This window comes from Janthinobacterium darwini (assembly GCF_051380905.1).
GTDB lineage: Bacteria > Pseudomonadota > Gammaproteobacteria > Burkholderiales > Burkholderiaceae_D > Janthinobacterium.
Window position 1 is genome coordinate 3,294,717 of the sequence record NZ_JBNYXX010000001.1, and the last position, 13,992, is coordinate 3,308,708.

The following is a 13,992-nucleotide window of genomic DNA, read 5'->3' on the forward strand; positions in this document are numbered from 1 at the left end:
GCTTAGTTTCCTTTACCGGCAACGGCGTTGCTGCTGCTGGCCACGGCGGCGGCCGGCACGGCCTTGCCGGCCGTCAATTCCACTTTCTGCCCATCCTTGAAGGTCGAACCGGGCGTGCGCAGCACGGTGTCGCCGCTGGCCAGGCCGCTTTGCACTTCCCACTGGCCAGTGCGCACGTCGCGCGCCCCGATACGCAGCGTGACTTTGTGCAAAGCCTTGTCCTTGACTTTCCACGTGTAAGTGACGTCGCCCGCCTTCACCAGGGCCGAGTCGGGTATCATCAACGCGCTGACGGTTTCCGTCTCGATGCGCCCTTCCGCATACAGACCGGCCACGCGCGGCTGCTCCTTGTCGTTGAAATCGACCAGCACGGCCACCTGGCGGGTGACAGTGTTGGCGGCAGGATCGACGCGGCGCACCTTGCCCGCGAAATCCTGGCCTGGATAACCATTGATGCGGAACAGCACGGGCTGGCCCACCTTGACGACGCCGATCTTGTCGGCCGACACCAGGCCTTCGAGGCGCATGCTGGTCGGATCGATGACCTTGATCAATTCCTTGCCGATTTGCGCCGTATCGCCATTCGATACCTTGCGCTCGCTCACGATGCCGTCGAACGGCGCGCGCACGAGGGTGCGCTGCAGCTGCTGGCGGGCCTGGGCGGCGCGGCTTTTCGCGGCGGACAAGTCGCTTTGCGCATTGTTGCGGCGAATTTCCGCGTCTTCCAGCGCCTGCGTCGACGTCATGCCCGAGGCGCGCAGGGTTTTCATGCGCTGGAACATGCGTTCGGACTGCTCCAGCACCTGGCTGGCGGCACGGCTGGCTTCCTCGGCCGAATTGAGGCTGTCGCGGATGGACGTTTCATCCAGACGCACCAGCACGTCTCCCCGTTTGACGACTTCACCGTTTTCCTTCATGACCTGGATCACCACGGCCGATACCTCGGCGCGCAAGTCCGCGTTGCGCTCGGGCTGCACGGAACCGGTGATGACGGGACCCGACGCCAGCGCATTGCTTTGTATGGTCAGCAGGTCTTCCGGAGAGACGAGCAAATTGACGGCGGCGCCCGCCTGTTCCTTGGCGCCCTTGCCATCGCCCTTGCCAGGATCCTTGGACTCTTTGCCGCAGGCGGTCAGGGCAGAAGCGATTGCCAGAACAAACAGGGTTTTGCGCAACATGGGTAATTCTCCGGATAGATAGCACCGCTACCGTCCCGGCGGCCCGGATAGGGCTGCAGGCGTTAGCAGGCGTTTATTTTTATTAAAACCACAAGCGCCAAAGTATCCATGAGCGTGTCCGGGCATGTCAATCAACGGATTCCTGTAATGCTTTATTGAATGGATGAAACGTAGTTTTTACGCCCTGAAACGCAAAACCCCGCCTTGGGCGGGGTTGTGCGTTTCAGGGTCGAAGACGCTTAGCGGGCAAAAACGGTGTTGATCAGGAAACCGATCGCCACGCCCGTGCACAGGCCGCCGGCGATTTCCACCAGGGTATGGCCCATGCGCTCGCGCAAGGTCTTGTGCGCGGTGCTGGCTGCTTCCACGGCCAGGCGGTTGATCGCCGCCGCCTGCTTGCCCACGTGCTGGCGCAGGCTGTTCGCATCGATGATGACGATGAAGGCCAGGGTGACGGCCACGCCGAAGGCGGGGTGGCCTATGCCCTCGCGCAAGGCGATCAGGGTAGCCATGCTGGAAACGACGGCGCTGTGATTGCTGGGAAAACCGCCATTGCCGACCAGGCCGAATGCCCATTGCCGCGTGCGGACACTGTTGATCAGGAATTTGATCGGTCCGACCAGGATCCAGGTGATCAGGGGCGTGACGAGGTAAGCGATATCCACGGGGTATTCCTTCTTATATGTATAGAGTGTGTCAGGGGCTGCGGCAGCCGGAGGGGCGCGCCGCAATTATCGCAGATCATCCGCGCCAGCAGAACTGTCTGTCGTCAACCTATAAAACGCCGCCCTTGGCGGCAACTAATATAAAATCATGGCATATACAACAATTGACGTATATCAACACTGAGCGCGGCGCGCACAGCGGCGCGGATAATCAAACGTCTTTCATACTTGCAACGGGGTCCTCATGCGGCATTTCAAAATTTCCTTTTTAGTCACTTTTATCCTGATGGCAGTGTCGGGCTGGTGGGGTTACAGCCATGGCGGCATGTCAGGCATGATCCAGGCACTGTGGATCACGGGCGTGCTGGGCATCATGGAAGTGTCGCTGTCGTTCGACAATGCCGTGGTGAATGCCTCGGTCTTGCGTCACTGGAATGAATTCTGGCAAAAACTGTTCTTGACGGTCGGTATCCTCGTGGCCGTCTTCGGCATGCGGCTGCTGTTTCCACTGGTCATCGTATCGGTGGCCACGGGCCTGGGCCTGGTCGACGTGTGGACCATGGCCACCACCACGCCGGATGTCTATGCCAAGCACCTGACGGACAACCATGCGCAAGTGGCGGCCTTCGGCGGAGCCTTCCTGCTGCTGGTCTTCCTGAACTTCCTGTTTGACGACGAGAAGGAATTGCACTGGCTGGGCTGGGCCGAGGAAAAAGTCAATGCGCTGGGCACCGAAAGCCTGGCCGTGCTGATCACCATGGGCGCCGTGGCGGCCTGCGTGGCGATGGGCCCTGCGGATGAAAAATACAGCGTGCTCGCTGCGGGCATCGTCGGCATCGCCGTCTACATCGGCGTAAACTGGATCAGCGGCTTGCTGGAAGAAGGCGAACCGGACTTGCAGGATGACGCAGAAGAAGGCGCCGCGCCAGCCAGGAACGGCAATGGCGATCTCGTCAAAACGGTGGCGCGCGGCAGCATCGGCGGCTTCCTGTACCTGGAAGTGCTGGACGCCTCGTTCAGCTTTGACGGCGTGATCGGCGCATTCGCCATCACCAACGACGTCGTCATCATCATGCTGGGCCTGGCCATCGGCGCCATGTTCGTGCGCTCGATGACAGTCTTCCTGGTGCACAAGGGCACGCTGGACGAATTCGTCTACCTGGAGCACGGCGCCCATTATGCGATCGGCATCCTGGCCTTGATCATGCTGGCGTCCGTCAAGTACCATATTCCGGAGTGGTTCACGGGCCTGTCGGGCGTGGCCTTCATCCTGGTCTCGCTGTGGTCGTCCCTGCGTTATCGCAAACGGCACGCGGCACAAGCTTGAAATCGGGGGGCTCGCCCCCAATTGAGAGAGTAATGGCACGAGCGCCTTGCGCTCATCCCATGAAGGTATGTTTGAGTTATTTAATAAAAAGGAGCACCACATGGCAATCAGTTTGCAAAAAGGCGGCAACGTCAACCTGAGCAAGGAAGCACCGAACCTGAAGAAGATCATCGTCGGCCTCGGCTGGGATCCTCGTTCCACGGACGGCGCCACCTTCGACCTTGACGGTAGTGCTTTCCTCCTGAAAAGCGACGGCAAAGTCCGTGGCGACTCTGACTTCATCTTCTACAACAACCTGAAGTCGACCGACGGTTCCGTCGTCCACACGGGCGACAACACCACGGGCGAAGGCGAAGGCGACGATGAGCGTATCGAAATCGACCTGTCGCGCGTACCGGCCGACATCGACCGCATCAGCGTCACCGTCACCATTCACGACGCCGACGCGCGCCGCCAGAACTTCGGCATGGTCTCGAAAGCCTTCATCCGCTGCCTGAACGCGGAAGGCGAAAAAGAAATCGCCCGCTACGACCTGTCCGAAGACAGCTCGACGGAAACGGCGATGATCTTTGGCGAAATCTACCGCTACAACGGCGAATGGAAGTTCAAGGCCATCGGCCAGGGCTTCAATGGCGGCCTCGGCCCTCTGGCCCGTTCGTTCGGTGTGAATGCCTAAACGTTTTATGCGCTAAACACAGCCGCCTGGACGTACTCAGGCGGCTTTTTTTTGGAGATTTATCATGCCAGTATTTAGTGTCACCGGCGACGTCGATCCCTTCCTTCACGTCAGCATGAAGCAGGGCGAAACCATCTATTGCGAATCCGATGCGATGGTGATGATGGAAACGGCGCTGGACTTGAAAGGCAAAATGACCGGCGGCTTGGGCAGTGCCATCATGCGCCGCTTCGCGAATGGCGAATCGTTCTTCCAGCAGCATATCGAAGCGGTGCGCGGCAGTGGCGACTGCCTGCTCTCGCCCACCCTTCCGGGCGCCATCGAAGTGGTCGACGTGGGCGCGCGCCAGTACCTGCTCAACGACGGTGCCTTTGTCGCCGCCACCTCGGGCACGGAAATGAAAGTGCGCACGCAAAGCATCGGTAACGCGCTGTTCGCCCAGTCGGGCGGCTTCTTCGTCATGGAAACAGCCGGCACGGGGCAAGTGGTGGTGTCGGGCTTCGGCTCCATGTTCCAGCTCGACGTCGAGCCGGGCAAGGATGTCGTGATCGACAATTCCCACGTGGTGTGCTGGGACAATAGCCTGAAATACGAGATTTCCGTGACCACGGGTGGCGGCGCCAACGGCGGCGGCATCGGCGGTTTCCTCGGCAATATCGTCAATAGCGTGACCAGCGGCGAAGGTATCGTGCTGCGCTTTTCCGGCTCGGGCAAAGTGTTTATCTGCTCGCGCAACCGCGACGCATTTTTGAAATGGACCGCCAGCGGCAAAGCTGGCTGATTCCCTCTCTCTAAGGCCAGGTTAAGTCTGGCTATATAGACTTCCCGCGCGCGCACCTGCGCGCGGCTCCCCCTATTTCCACCCGGTCCCCGTACATGCAAAGAGTCTGGTTCAACAAAACATTTTCCTCGGTCGGCACGGCCATGCGCCTGATCCGCGAGGCCGATATGGCCGCAACTGGCGGCCAGCCCCGCTACCACATCGTGTGCACCAATACGAACGCGCATGCGGCGGCCTTTTTGTCGGCCCACGAATATGCGGTCGAACCGTCGGGATTAACGGGCCTCAATTATGTGGAGTGGTGCCTGGAATTCTGCCGCGACCGCAACATCACGATTTTCTGGCCCGGCAAGGAAGCAGGCCTGATCGGCAGCGCCAGCGCGCGTTTCGCCGCCCTCGGCACGCGCGTGCTCAGCGTGGCCAGCGAAGAAACACTGACCCTGATGCACGACAAGGCGCGCTTCTGCGACGGCCTCGATCTGCCGATGGCGCGCCCAGCCGACTACCGTGCCGTGACGACCATCGTGGAATACGACGCCGCCTACGCCGAGCTGCGCCCGCTGCACCGCAAGCTGTGCATCAAGCCGTCCGAATCCGTGTATGCCCTGGGCTTTGCCATTCTCGATGAAGAGCGCACCAGCGCCCAGCTGTTGCTGGCCGGCGCCGCCTACCAGATCAATGCGCAAGAGCTGCGCAGCGGCCTGGCGCAGATGGAAACGTTCAAGACCCTGCTGCTGATGGAATACCTTGACGGCCACGAATACAGCGCCGACTGCGTCGCCGATCAGGGCAAGCTCATTTGCGCCGTGCCGCGCAAGAAGCTGCATGGCGGTGGCAGCGGCCAGCTGATCGAGCTGCGCGCCGACTTGCTGGCAGCCTGCGACAAACTGGCGCGCGACTACCGCCTCAATGGCGTCTTCAACATCCAGTTCCGCGAAGGCGCGAACGGCCTGGCTTTGTTGGAAATCAACCCGCGCATGTCGGGCGGCATCGGCATGGCGTGCGCGGCAGGTCCGAACCTGCCCTACCTGGCGCTGGCCGGTTTCGACCAGGGCTTTGACAAGCTCACCGTGCCCGCCATCCACGAAGGCATGCGCGTGGGCGAAGCCGCCTACGCCGTGGAGCTGCCATGAACATCGTCAAGCAGCAGATGCCCACGGGCGAGCTGACCTTGAAAGTGGACGAGGCGCGCTTTCCGCTGGACTGGCTGATCGGCTATGCCGCGCGCGCCAACGCGAAGCGCGGCTTCCTGTTCCTTTCCAAGGTGCTGGGCAAGCACTGGCCCGTCACGCCGCGCGCCATGGAAGCCATCCACGACGACCTGGCAGCGCAAATCCCCCCCAGCCTGCCCGGCCCCGTGGTCTTCATCGCCATGGCCGAAACGGCCGTCGGCCTGGGCCAGGGCGTGTTCGAAGCGTGGTTGCGCGCCAATCCGAACGGCAAGGCCCTGTTCCTGCACAGCTCGCGCTATCGCGTGGGCAGCGTGCCCTTCTTCGAATTCGAGGAATCGCACAGCCACGCACCGCGCCAGTTTTTACACCTGTCGGTCGCGGCCAGCGCGCTGTTTTCCACGGCGCGCAGCCTGGTGCTGATCGACGATGAAGCGTCGACCGGCAACACCTTCGCCAACCTGGTGCAAGTGTGCCGCGCACGCTATCCGCAGCTGGAAAAACTGCACCTGGGCGTGATCACCAATTTCATGGGCCAGGCAGCCAACGCGGGCCTCACGCAGCGTTTCGGCCTGCCCACCACCATAGGCGCGGCGCTATCCGGCCAGTACACATTCCAGGCCGGCGATGCGCCGGCTCCGATAGCGGCCAGCGCGCAGCGTTTCGAGGCGAATGAAGAAAGGGGTGCCAGCCCTGCCTTCGGCCGTATCGGCGTGGGACGCGCCTTGACGCCGCCGCAAGGCCTGGCGGTGCAGCTGGCGCAAGAAATCGGCGCGGGCAACTCCGTGCTGGTGCTGGGCACGGGCGAATTCATGCACCCGTCGTTTTTGCTCGCGCGCGAGCTAGAAGCGCTGGGCAAGAACGTCGTGGTGCAATCGACCACGCGCTCACCGATTTTGTCGTGGGGCTCCGTCGGCCATATCGTCCGCTGCGACGACAATTACGGCGAAGGCATCGCCAACTATCTGTACAACGTGGCGCCTGGCCAGTACCAGCACGTTTTCATCTGCCATGAAACCCCGGCCAGTCCGGCCCTCATGCAACTCGCCGGCCAGTTGAACGGCCGCCTGTTCCACTTTCAGTCAGAGACCAAAATTGAAGAAATTCCTGTTTGTTGACCTGGACGACACACTGTTCCAGACCCCTAAGAAATGCGTCGGCGCGACCGACCTGCAAGCCGCCGCCTACCTGAAAAATGGTGACGCCTGCTCGTTTACGACGGCGCGCCAGCGCGCCTTCTTTGAATTCGCACAAAGCGGCATGACCCTGATTCCCGCCACGGCAAGGAATGGCGACGCCTTCCGCCGGGTCGACCTGCCGTTTACCAGCTACAGCGTGCTCGACTACGGCGGCATCGTGCTGCAGCCTGGCGGCGCGCTCGACGCGGGCTGGCTGGCGCTGATGCAGAACGACATGCAGACGGCGCTGCCCGGCCTGCAGGACGCCATGCGCATCATCGACGATTTCCAGATCAAGGCAGGCATGCCCTCGCGCGCGCGCCTGATCGAGGATTACAACACGCCTTTCTACATCGTCGTCAAGGACCATGAAGCGCGCGGCGAGCGCCTGGCCGACATCGAGGAGCAGGTGCTGCAGCAGTGGATCGCCACCGAAGGCGCCGACTACTTCATCCACCGCAACGGCAACAACCTTGCCGTGCTGCCGAAGACCCTGAACAAGGCGCGCGCCGTGGCCTACCTGCGCGCGGAACTGGAAGCCGAGCATGGCCCCATCGTCAGCTTTGGCATGGGCGACAGCCGTTCGGACGCGCGTTTCATGGCCGAATGCGACTACGCCATCATCCCCAACGGCACCCAGCTGGCGGCACTCACGGTGGCGGCGCTATGACCGAAGGCACGCAGCATTTCAGCGGCAGCTACCGACAGGAAGATGTGGAGTTCCTGCTCACGCCTATGGCGCTCGAACCCATCCTCGACCTGGCCGAAAAGGAGCGTTTGATCCAGTCGGGCCAACGCCACTACAGCGAAATGCTGTCGCCGGAATCCCTGCCCTCGCCGGCCTACCTGGCGCTGTTCCAAAGCGCGTTTGCCGCCAACCGCCTGCAGATGGCGCGCGACTGCCTGCGTCTGGCGGCCCTGATCGCGGCGCGTCGTACCGGCGCCATCACCCTGGTGTCGCTGGCGCGCGCCGGCACGCCCGTGGGCGTCATCCTCGGTCATTTGCTGCGCCAGTTGTTCCAGCGCGAGTGCAGCCATTATTCCGTCTCCATCATCCGCGACCGCGGCATCGATGCGAACGCCCTCAAGCACATCCTGGCGCAGGGTCATGGCGACGCTTCCATCGTCTTCGTCGATGGCTGGACGGGCAAGGGCGTGATTTCGCGCGAACTGCGCCAAACGGTCAAGGATTTCAACGCCGCGCAGGGCACGTTGATCGACGGCGGCCTGTTCGTGCTGTCCGACCTGGCCGGCACGGCCGCCTGCGCCGCCTCGGCCAGCGACTACCTGATCCCGTCGAGCATTTTGAATGCCACCGTCTCGGGCCTCGTCAGCCGCTCCGTGCTCAATGAAGCCATCGGTCCGGACGACTTCCATGGCTGCGTGTACTATGCGCAGTTCGAGCAGCACGACCAGTCGCGCGATTTCGCCGACGGCCTGGTGGCCGACGCCATGGCGATCGCCGCCAGCAGCGGCGTTCCGCTGGCCGAGGCGAGCGATGCGCCAGCCATGGCGGCCCGCTCGCAAGCCTACATGGCGCAAGCGCAGCAGGAATACGGCATCAGCGACATCAATCTGATCAAGCCAGGCATCGGCGAAGCGACGCGCGTGCTGCTGCGCCGCGTGCCCGAGCGCCTGATCGTGCGCGACACGAATGCGCCGGACGTGGCACATTTGCTGCTTCTGGCGCAGGAAAAAGCCATACCCGTCACCGTAGAACCGGCGCTGCCCTACCAGGCGGTCGCCCTTATCAGGAGCGCAGTCGATGGATAACAACTCCCTACACCCACAAAGTGAGCATAAAGCGGCGCTGGGCGCCTCCATGTATGTGCCGACCACGCACAAGGACTTGCTGGCGATCGCCAATGGCGACAAATTCAGTCATTTGCGTTCGGTCATACTTTGCACCGAAGACGCCATCGCGGAGCGCGACCTCAGTTACGCGCTGTTCAATTTATCGCTGGCGCTGCAAAACATGTGCGACGAATCGGATACCCTGCGCTTCGTGCGCGTGCGCAATCTCGACGTACTGGCGCGCGTGCTGGCCATGCCCGGCGCCGACAAATTGAGCGGCTTCGTGCTGCCCAAATCCACCCGCCACAATTTCGCCGCGTATTTCGAGCTGGTGCGCCACACGCATCATTTGCTGATGCCGACGCTGGAAACGGCGGAAGTGTTCGACGACGAGGAAATGAAGCAGTTCCGCCTCCTCCTGTCGGCGCCGGAAGTACGCCGCCGCATCCTGGCCCTGCGCATAGGTGGCAACGATTTACTGGCCCTGCTGGGCCTGCGCCGTCCCACCAGCGGCACCATCTATCAAACGCCGCTGGGGCAAGTCATCGGCCGCCTGGTCACCATCTTCAAGCCGCACGGCTTCCAGCTGACGGCACCCGTCTTCGAGCACTTGTCGCAAGGCAGCTGGCTGGACGCCGAAGTGGCGCAGGACATGGCGCACGGCATGATCGCCAAGACGGCCATCCACCCGGACCAGGTGCCGCAGATCGAGCGCCACTACCAGGTGGCCCAGTCGGACATCGAACTGGCACTGCGCATCATCGACCCGGACAGCCCGGCCGTGTTCCGCATGCAGGAATCGATGTGCGAAGTGGCGACCCACTCCAGCTGGGCGCAGCGCATCATCGAGCAGGCGCGCCTGTTCGGCATCCGCCATGCGGCCGACGGCGCCGCGGCGCCCGCCCCTCATTTGCATCACTCCTTGAATACTCAACTCTCCAGCGACGAAGGGACTGCACGACCATGACCAATTTCACACGTGGACAAAAAGGCAAACTGGCTGACCTGAGCTTGAATGGCCCGTTTGCCGTCACGCTCGATATCGTTTCGGGTTCGATGGAAGTGGACGTCAGCTGCTTCGGCGTCGATGCGGCCGGCAAGCTGTCGGACGACCGCTACATGGTGTTCTTCAACCAGAAAAGCGCGCCGGACAACGCCATCACGGTGGACTTGAACGGCCCCCGCTCCACCTTCCAGGTGGACCTTTCCCGCCTGCCCGCCTCGATCGACAAGCTGGTGTTCACGGCGGCGACGGAACAGGGCAGCATGCGCGCGCTGGGCAACTCCAGCATGGCGCTGGGCCAGGCCGCCACGTTTGCCTTCACGGGTAATGACTTCCAGGATGAAAAAGCCGTCATCATCGGCGAACTGTATCGCCGCGACGGCAGCTGGCGCTTCGGCGCCGTGGGCCAGGGTTTCGCCGGCGGCCTGGCGGCGCTGCTGAAGCACTTCGGCGGCAGCGAGGCGGGGCAATCGGCTCCTGCCCCTGCACCGCTTCCCGTCTCCACACCAGCGGCCCCGCCGCCAGCGAATAAAATCTCGCTGTCGAAAATCCGCCTGGAAAAGCGCGGCGACAAGATTTCGCTCGACAAGCGCGACAGCGGCGGCTATGGCCGCATCCGCGTCAACCTGAACTGGAACCAGAACGCCGCGCAAGGCCAGGCGCCAGCTTCGAAACTGGACACGGGCTTCCTCGGCAAGCTGTTCAACAAGCCAGCCGGCCGCGCGGGCGGCATCGACCTCGACATCGGCTGCCTGTTCGAAATGAGCAATGGCAGCAAGAGCGCCGTGCAGGCGCTGGGCAACAGCTGGGGCGCCTACGACCGGCCGCCCTACATCCATCTGGAAGGCGACGACCGTACGGGCAGCATCAGCAGCGGCGAAAACATCTTCATCAACGGCAGCCATTTCGACCAGATCAAGCGTGTGCTCGTCTACGCCTTCATCTACGAAGGCGTACCGAACTGGGCCGCCACGGATGGCGTGGTGACGATCGAGATTCCCGGCCAGCCTACCGTGGAAGTGCGCCTTGACACAGACAGCTCGCACGCCATGTGCGCCATCGCCATGCTGGAAAACCACGGCGGCAACCTGCAGGTGACAAAATTGGTGGAATACTTCGGCGGCCAAGGTAAAATCACGGCGCACCAGGCCATGGACGAGCGCTACAATTTCGGACTGAACTGGAAAGCCGGACGGAAAGACTAACTCTTTCTCCAACTAAACAATTCCCCCCTAACATGACCCCTACGACCAAAAAAGTCACCTTCGCCTTCGCCATCTTCCTCGTGGCCGGCTTCCTGCTTCTGGCGGCCTACACGTGGATGGCCCTCAGCTTCTCGTACTCGGAAGGCGAACGGGCGGGCTACCTGCAAAAGTTCTCCAAACGGGGCTGGATTTGCAAGACATGGGAGGGTGAATTGCTGCTGACGGCACTGCCGGGCACCATCCCTGAAAAATTCCAGTTCAGCGTGCGCGACGAGGAAGTGGCGAAGCAGTTGTCGGCTGCCGCCGGCAAGCGCATCCTCGTCACCTACAGCCAGCACAAGGGTGTGCCAACGCAATGCTTCGGCGAGACGGAGTATTTTGCCGACAAAGTCGTACTGAGCCAGTAATACCGCAAGTCCAGCAACTCCAGCAGCATCGCGCCGGCCGGCCCTTCCAGGCCGGCGCCTCCCCTCCTAGATGTATTCAATGTGCAGATTCTTGCGCCATCGCCTGAGAAGCCGCCAGCCGATCGTTAGCGTAATTCTCCCATCGCCGGTGGGGGCGGGCAGGAAGTTTTCAACCTTCGAGCCTAGCGCGAACGCCAGACGGCACCAGCCTCGTTAGGCTGCGTCAAGCGCTCGATCACTTCACGCGTCAAACTCGCCGAGCTGACTTGTTCGGCTTTCGCGCGGGCGGCGCTCAAGGAGCTGGAAAAGACAGTTTGCGGTTGCTCCAGGCTGGCGCGCAGGGCGGCCAGTTCGCGCTCTTGCTGCTGCGCGCGCGCCGTTTCCAGGTCCAGCAATTGCTGCTTGGCCGCAGCCATCGCGCGCGTGGTCTCGGCGGCCTTGCGCTGCAGGGCCGCATGGGCCTGGGCGCTGGCCAGCAAGGCTTGCTGCGCGGCGAGTTTCTCGCTGGCCGCTTGCTGCGCGGTCCGTTCCAGCTGCTCGCGCTGGCGCATGGCGTCGAGCGCCTGCTGTTCCGTGGCGGCGCGCGATTCGGCGGCCGCCGTCGCCTGCTTTTCCGTTTCCAGACGGCCGGCGATGGCTTGCGAGGCGCGCTCTTCGGCACTGCTGGTCTGGCGCTGCTGCACCAGTTTTTGCGCGATCAGCGCCAGCGACTCGCGCTCGGCGGCGACGAAATCGCGTTCGGATGCCAGCAGTGCGTCGGCTGCCAGGGCTTTGTCTTCTTCCACGCGGGCGCGCTCGCTATGCACCTGGCCCAGTTCCACGGCCAGGCGCGCCTGCGCCTGCACGGCTTGCGCGGCAGCGGCTTTCTGCTCGCCCTCGACCAGCGCCTGATCCATCAGGATGCGGATAGCGTCGGCTTCCTTTTGCGCCGCTTCCCGCAAGGCCTGCTCGGCCGCATGCTGGCCGCGCAGCAGTTCAGCTTGCGCGCCTTCGGCGGCGATGCGTTCCTGCGCCGCGTTGAACGCCAGCGCTTCCGCTTCCAGTTTCTCTTTCAATGCCACGATGGCGGCTTGTTCGGCAGCCAGGCGCTCCTGCTCGGCTTGCAGCAATTGCTCTGCCTGGCGGGCTTTTTCCTGCGCCAGTTGCGATGCCTGCGCCTGCATTGCCACTGTAGCCTTGCCGGCATCGACCTCGGCCTGCTCGGCATCGTTCTGGATGGCAGCCAGTTCCGACGCCTGTCGCGCCAGTTCGGTGCGTTCCTGCGCCAGGCTGGCGGCGCGCTGCTGCTCTTCCAGTTCACGGGCCGCTGCTACGGCGGCTGCCTGCTCAGCCGCTTCGCGTGCCCTGGTTTCTTCGAGGGCGGCCGTTTCCGCTTCCAGCTTGGCGTGGCCGGCGATTTCCGCATCCTGTTCGGCGGCCACGCGGGCCAGCGCCACGGCACGCAACTGTCGGTCCACCTCGATGCGCGCCTCGGTGGCGGCAAGGATGCGCACGTCGGCATCGCGGCGCGCCTGCGCGCTGGCGACGGCGACCATTTCCAGGCGCTCGCGGTGGATGGCTGCGTCGCGCAATTCCTTTTCCGTCTGCAGGCGCAGACGCAGGGACTGCGCCGCATGGCGTTCCGATTCCGCCTGCGCCAGGGCGATGGCTTCGCGTTCCTGTTCCAGGTGCGCCAGCGCGCGCGCTTCTTCCAGGGCGCGCACTTCGGCGGCTGCCCGGTTAAAGGCCGATTCCAGCGCGATCTGGTCGGCGCGCTCGCGCTGCACCGTCAAGTCCAGCGCTTCGCTTTCCGCTTCGGCCAGCATCTGCGCCGTCTGGCGCGCACCGTGCGCATGGCGCTCGCGTTCGCGCGCCAGCACGGCGACTCGGGCATCGGCCGAGGCGATACCCACCATTTCGTCCTTGGCCGCCTGCACGGCGGCGACGCGCTCGACGGCTTGCAGGCGGGCCTGCTCCGTCTGCACCTGCAATTCTTCGGCGGCGCGGGCAGCCTGTTCGGCCAGCTCCGACTGCACGGCCACCTGCTCGCTGGCGCGCAAACGGCTTTCCTGCTCGGCGCGCGAACGCTGCTCGGCAGCCAGGCGGATGGCATTATCGGACTCCACGCGGGCGCGCAGTTCGGCCGTCTCCTGCTTGACCGCTTCCAGACGGGCCACGCTGGCTTGCGCGGCGGCGCGCATGGTATCGAGACGTTCGCGGTTGGCGGCAATGGCTTCTTCGGCGGCCTGCGCATTTTGCTGTGCGGCGGCGGCGGCGGCGGCATCGATGGCGGCGCGGTCCTCGGCCAGCGAGCGCACGCGCGCCTCGGCCAGCGCGCGGCTTTCGGCGGCACAGGTGGCCTTCGCTTCCGCCTCCACGCGGGCAATCGCCTCGTGGATGGCCTTCAATTCCATTTTTTGGCGTTCGGCGACAGGCGACTTGCTGTCGGTTTCCGCTGCCGGCTCGGCTTGCAGTGCTGGCGTGTTGGCGACAACTGGCGCTTCCGCCTTGCGCTCCAGGTCCTTGAAATCATGCAGCGAGACCATGCTGTCCTGGTCGAACTCGTCGTCGGCGGAATACGCGACGGTGAGGGAGGCGGCCTGGCGCTGATTTTGCTGTGCTTGCATGAT

Annotated in this window: 13 protein-coding genes; 10 read left to right on the forward strand and 3 right to left on the reverse strand. The window is 63.3% G+C overall.

What is annotated here, in order from left to right:
* Nucleotides 1-2 precede the first annotated feature (2 nt).
* Nucleotides 3-1,178 (reverse strand): efflux RND transporter periplasmic adaptor subunit, encoded by a 1,176-nt coding sequence (locus tag ACQ4WZ_RS15200; protein WP_101480268.1) that lies wholly within the window; start codon nt 1,176-1,178, stop codon nt 3-5.
* Between the two features lie 239 nt (nt 1,179-1,417).
* Nucleotides 1,418-1,843, reverse strand: coding sequence for a divergent PAP2 family protein (locus tag ACQ4WZ_RS15205; protein WP_133992998.1), 426 nt, complete (start codon nt 1,841-1,843; stop codon nt 1,418-1,420).
* Between the two features lie 244 nt (nt 1,844-2,087).
* On the opposite strand from ACQ4WZ_RS15205, the gene ACQ4WZ_RS15210 reads away from it, so the two are divergent.
* The 10 genes from ACQ4WZ_RS15210 to ACQ4WZ_RS15255 all read left to right on the forward strand — a co-directional run bounded on the left by ACQ4WZ_RS15210 (nt 2,088) and on the right by ACQ4WZ_RS15255 (nt 11,383).
* Nucleotides 2,088-3,170 (forward strand): DUF475 domain-containing protein, encoded by a 1,083-nt coding sequence (locus ACQ4WZ_RS15210; RefSeq protein WP_436573817.1) that lies wholly within the window; start codon nt 2,088-2,090, stop codon nt 3,168-3,170.
* 100 nt (nt 3,171-3,270) lie between these two features.
* Nucleotides 3,271-3,846 carry a TerD family protein gene (locus ACQ4WZ_RS15215; protein WP_034759261.1) on the forward strand — a complete coding sequence of 192 codons (576 nt, stop codon included), beginning with the start codon at nt 3,271-3,273 and terminating at the stop codon, nt 3,844-3,846.
* Between the two features lie 64 nt (nt 3,847-3,910).
* Nucleotides 3,911-4,627 carry a TIGR00266 family protein gene (locus ACQ4WZ_RS15220; RefSeq protein ID WP_101480265.1) on the forward strand — a complete coding sequence of 239 codons (717 nt, stop codon included), beginning with the start codon at nt 3,911-3,913 and terminating at the stop codon, nt 4,625-4,627.
* Nucleotides 4,628-4,722: 95 nt separating this feature from the next.
* Entirely contained in the window at nt 4,723-5,760 is a 1,038-nt protein-coding gene (locus ACQ4WZ_RS15225) for an ATP-grasp domain-containing protein (RefSeq protein WP_436573818.1), read from the forward strand.
* On the forward strand, nt 5,757-6,914 hold the full coding sequence (locus ACQ4WZ_RS15230) for a phosphoribosyltransferase domain-containing protein (RefSeq protein ID WP_436573819.1): 1,158 nt from the start codon (nt 5,757-5,759) through the stop codon (nt 6,912-6,914). The genes ACQ4WZ_RS15225 and ACQ4WZ_RS15230 overlap by 4 nt, the downstream gene beginning before the upstream one ends.
* The gene (locus ACQ4WZ_RS15235; protein ID WP_133993006.1) at nt 6,892-7,644 is read left to right on the forward strand and encodes an HAD family hydrolase; all 753 of its coding nucleotides are present in this window, start codon (nt 6,892-6,894) and stop codon (nt 7,642-7,644) included. Before ACQ4WZ_RS15230 ends, ACQ4WZ_RS15235 begins: the two co-directional genes overlap by 23 nt.
* Complete coding sequence (locus ACQ4WZ_RS15240; protein ID WP_133993008.1) at nt 7,641-8,747, forward strand: cysteine protease StiP family protein; 1,107 nt, start codon at nt 7,641-7,643, stop codon at nt 8,745-8,747. Before ACQ4WZ_RS15235 ends, ACQ4WZ_RS15240 begins: the two co-directional genes overlap by 4 nt.
* The gene (locus ACQ4WZ_RS15245) at nt 8,740-9,735 is read left to right on the forward strand and encodes an HpcH/HpaI aldolase/citrate lyase family protein (RefSeq protein ID WP_101480260.1); all 996 of its coding nucleotides are present in this window, start codon (nt 8,740-8,742) and stop codon (nt 9,733-9,735) included. The genes ACQ4WZ_RS15240 and ACQ4WZ_RS15245 overlap by 8 nt, the downstream gene beginning before the upstream one ends.
* Nucleotides 9,732-10,976, forward strand: coding sequence for a TerD family protein (locus tag ACQ4WZ_RS15250; protein WP_436573820.1), 1,245 nt, complete (start codon nt 9,732-9,734; stop codon nt 10,974-10,976). Before ACQ4WZ_RS15245 ends, ACQ4WZ_RS15250 begins: the two co-directional genes overlap by 4 nt.
* 32 nt (nt 10,977-11,008) lie before the next feature.
* Nucleotides 11,009-11,383 carry a DUF8785 domain-containing protein gene (locus ACQ4WZ_RS15255; protein WP_070224711.1) on the forward strand — a complete coding sequence of 125 codons (375 nt, stop codon included), beginning with the start codon at nt 11,009-11,011 and terminating at the stop codon, nt 11,381-11,383.
* 182 nt (nt 11,384-11,565) lie between these two features.
* On the opposite strand, the gene ACQ4WZ_RS15260 is transcribed toward ACQ4WZ_RS15255, so the two are convergent.
* A complete protein-coding gene (locus tag ACQ4WZ_RS15260) occupies nt 11,566-13,989 on the reverse strand; it encodes a coiled-coil domain-containing protein (protein ID WP_436573821.1) in 2,424 nt (807 codons plus the stop codon).
* Nucleotides 13,990-13,992 lie beyond the last annotated feature (3 nt).

Bases quoted from the DNA above. Each gene is read 5' to 3' on its own strand.
- ACQ4WZ_RS15255 (WP_070224711.1), top strand. From the start codon at position 11,009: ATGACCCCTACGACCAAAAAAGTCACCTTCGCCTTCGCCATCTTCCTC.
- ACQ4WZ_RS15230 (WP_436573819.1), top strand. From the start codon at position 5,757: ATGAACATCGTCAAGCAGCAGATGCCCACGGGCGAGCTGACCTTGAAA.
- ACQ4WZ_RS15215 (WP_034759261.1), top strand. From the start codon at position 3,271: ATGGCAATCAGTTTGCAAAAAGGCGGCAACGTCAACCTGAGCAAGGAA.
- ACQ4WZ_RS15220 (WP_101480265.1), top strand. From the start codon at position 3,911: ATGCCAGTATTTAGTGTCACCGGCGACGTCGATCCCTTCCTTCACGTC.
- ACQ4WZ_RS15260 (WP_436573821.1), bottom strand. From the start codon at position 13,989: ATGCAAGCACAGCAAAATCAGCGCCAGGCCGCCTCCCTCACCGTCGCG.
- ACQ4WZ_RS15200 (WP_101480268.1), bottom strand. From the start codon at position 1,178: ATGTTGCGCAAAACCCTGTTTGTTCTGGCAATCGCTTCTGCCCTGACC.
- ACQ4WZ_RS15210 (WP_436573817.1), top strand. From the start codon at position 2,088: ATGCGGCATTTCAAAATTTCCTTTTTAGTCACTTTTATCCTGATGGCA.
- ACQ4WZ_RS15225 (WP_436573818.1), top strand. From the start codon at position 4,723: ATGCAAAGAGTCTGGTTCAACAAAACATTTTCCTCGGTCGGCACGGCC.
- ACQ4WZ_RS15250 (WP_436573820.1), top strand. From the start codon at position 9,732: ATGACCAATTTCACACGTGGACAAAAAGGCAAACTGGCTGACCTGAGC.
- ACQ4WZ_RS15245 (WP_101480260.1), top strand. From the start codon at position 8,740: ATGGATAACAACTCCCTACACCCACAAAGTGAGCATAAAGCGGCGCTG.
- ACQ4WZ_RS15240 (WP_133993008.1), top strand. From the start codon at position 7,641: ATGACCGAAGGCACGCAGCATTTCAGCGGCAGCTACCGACAGGAAGAT.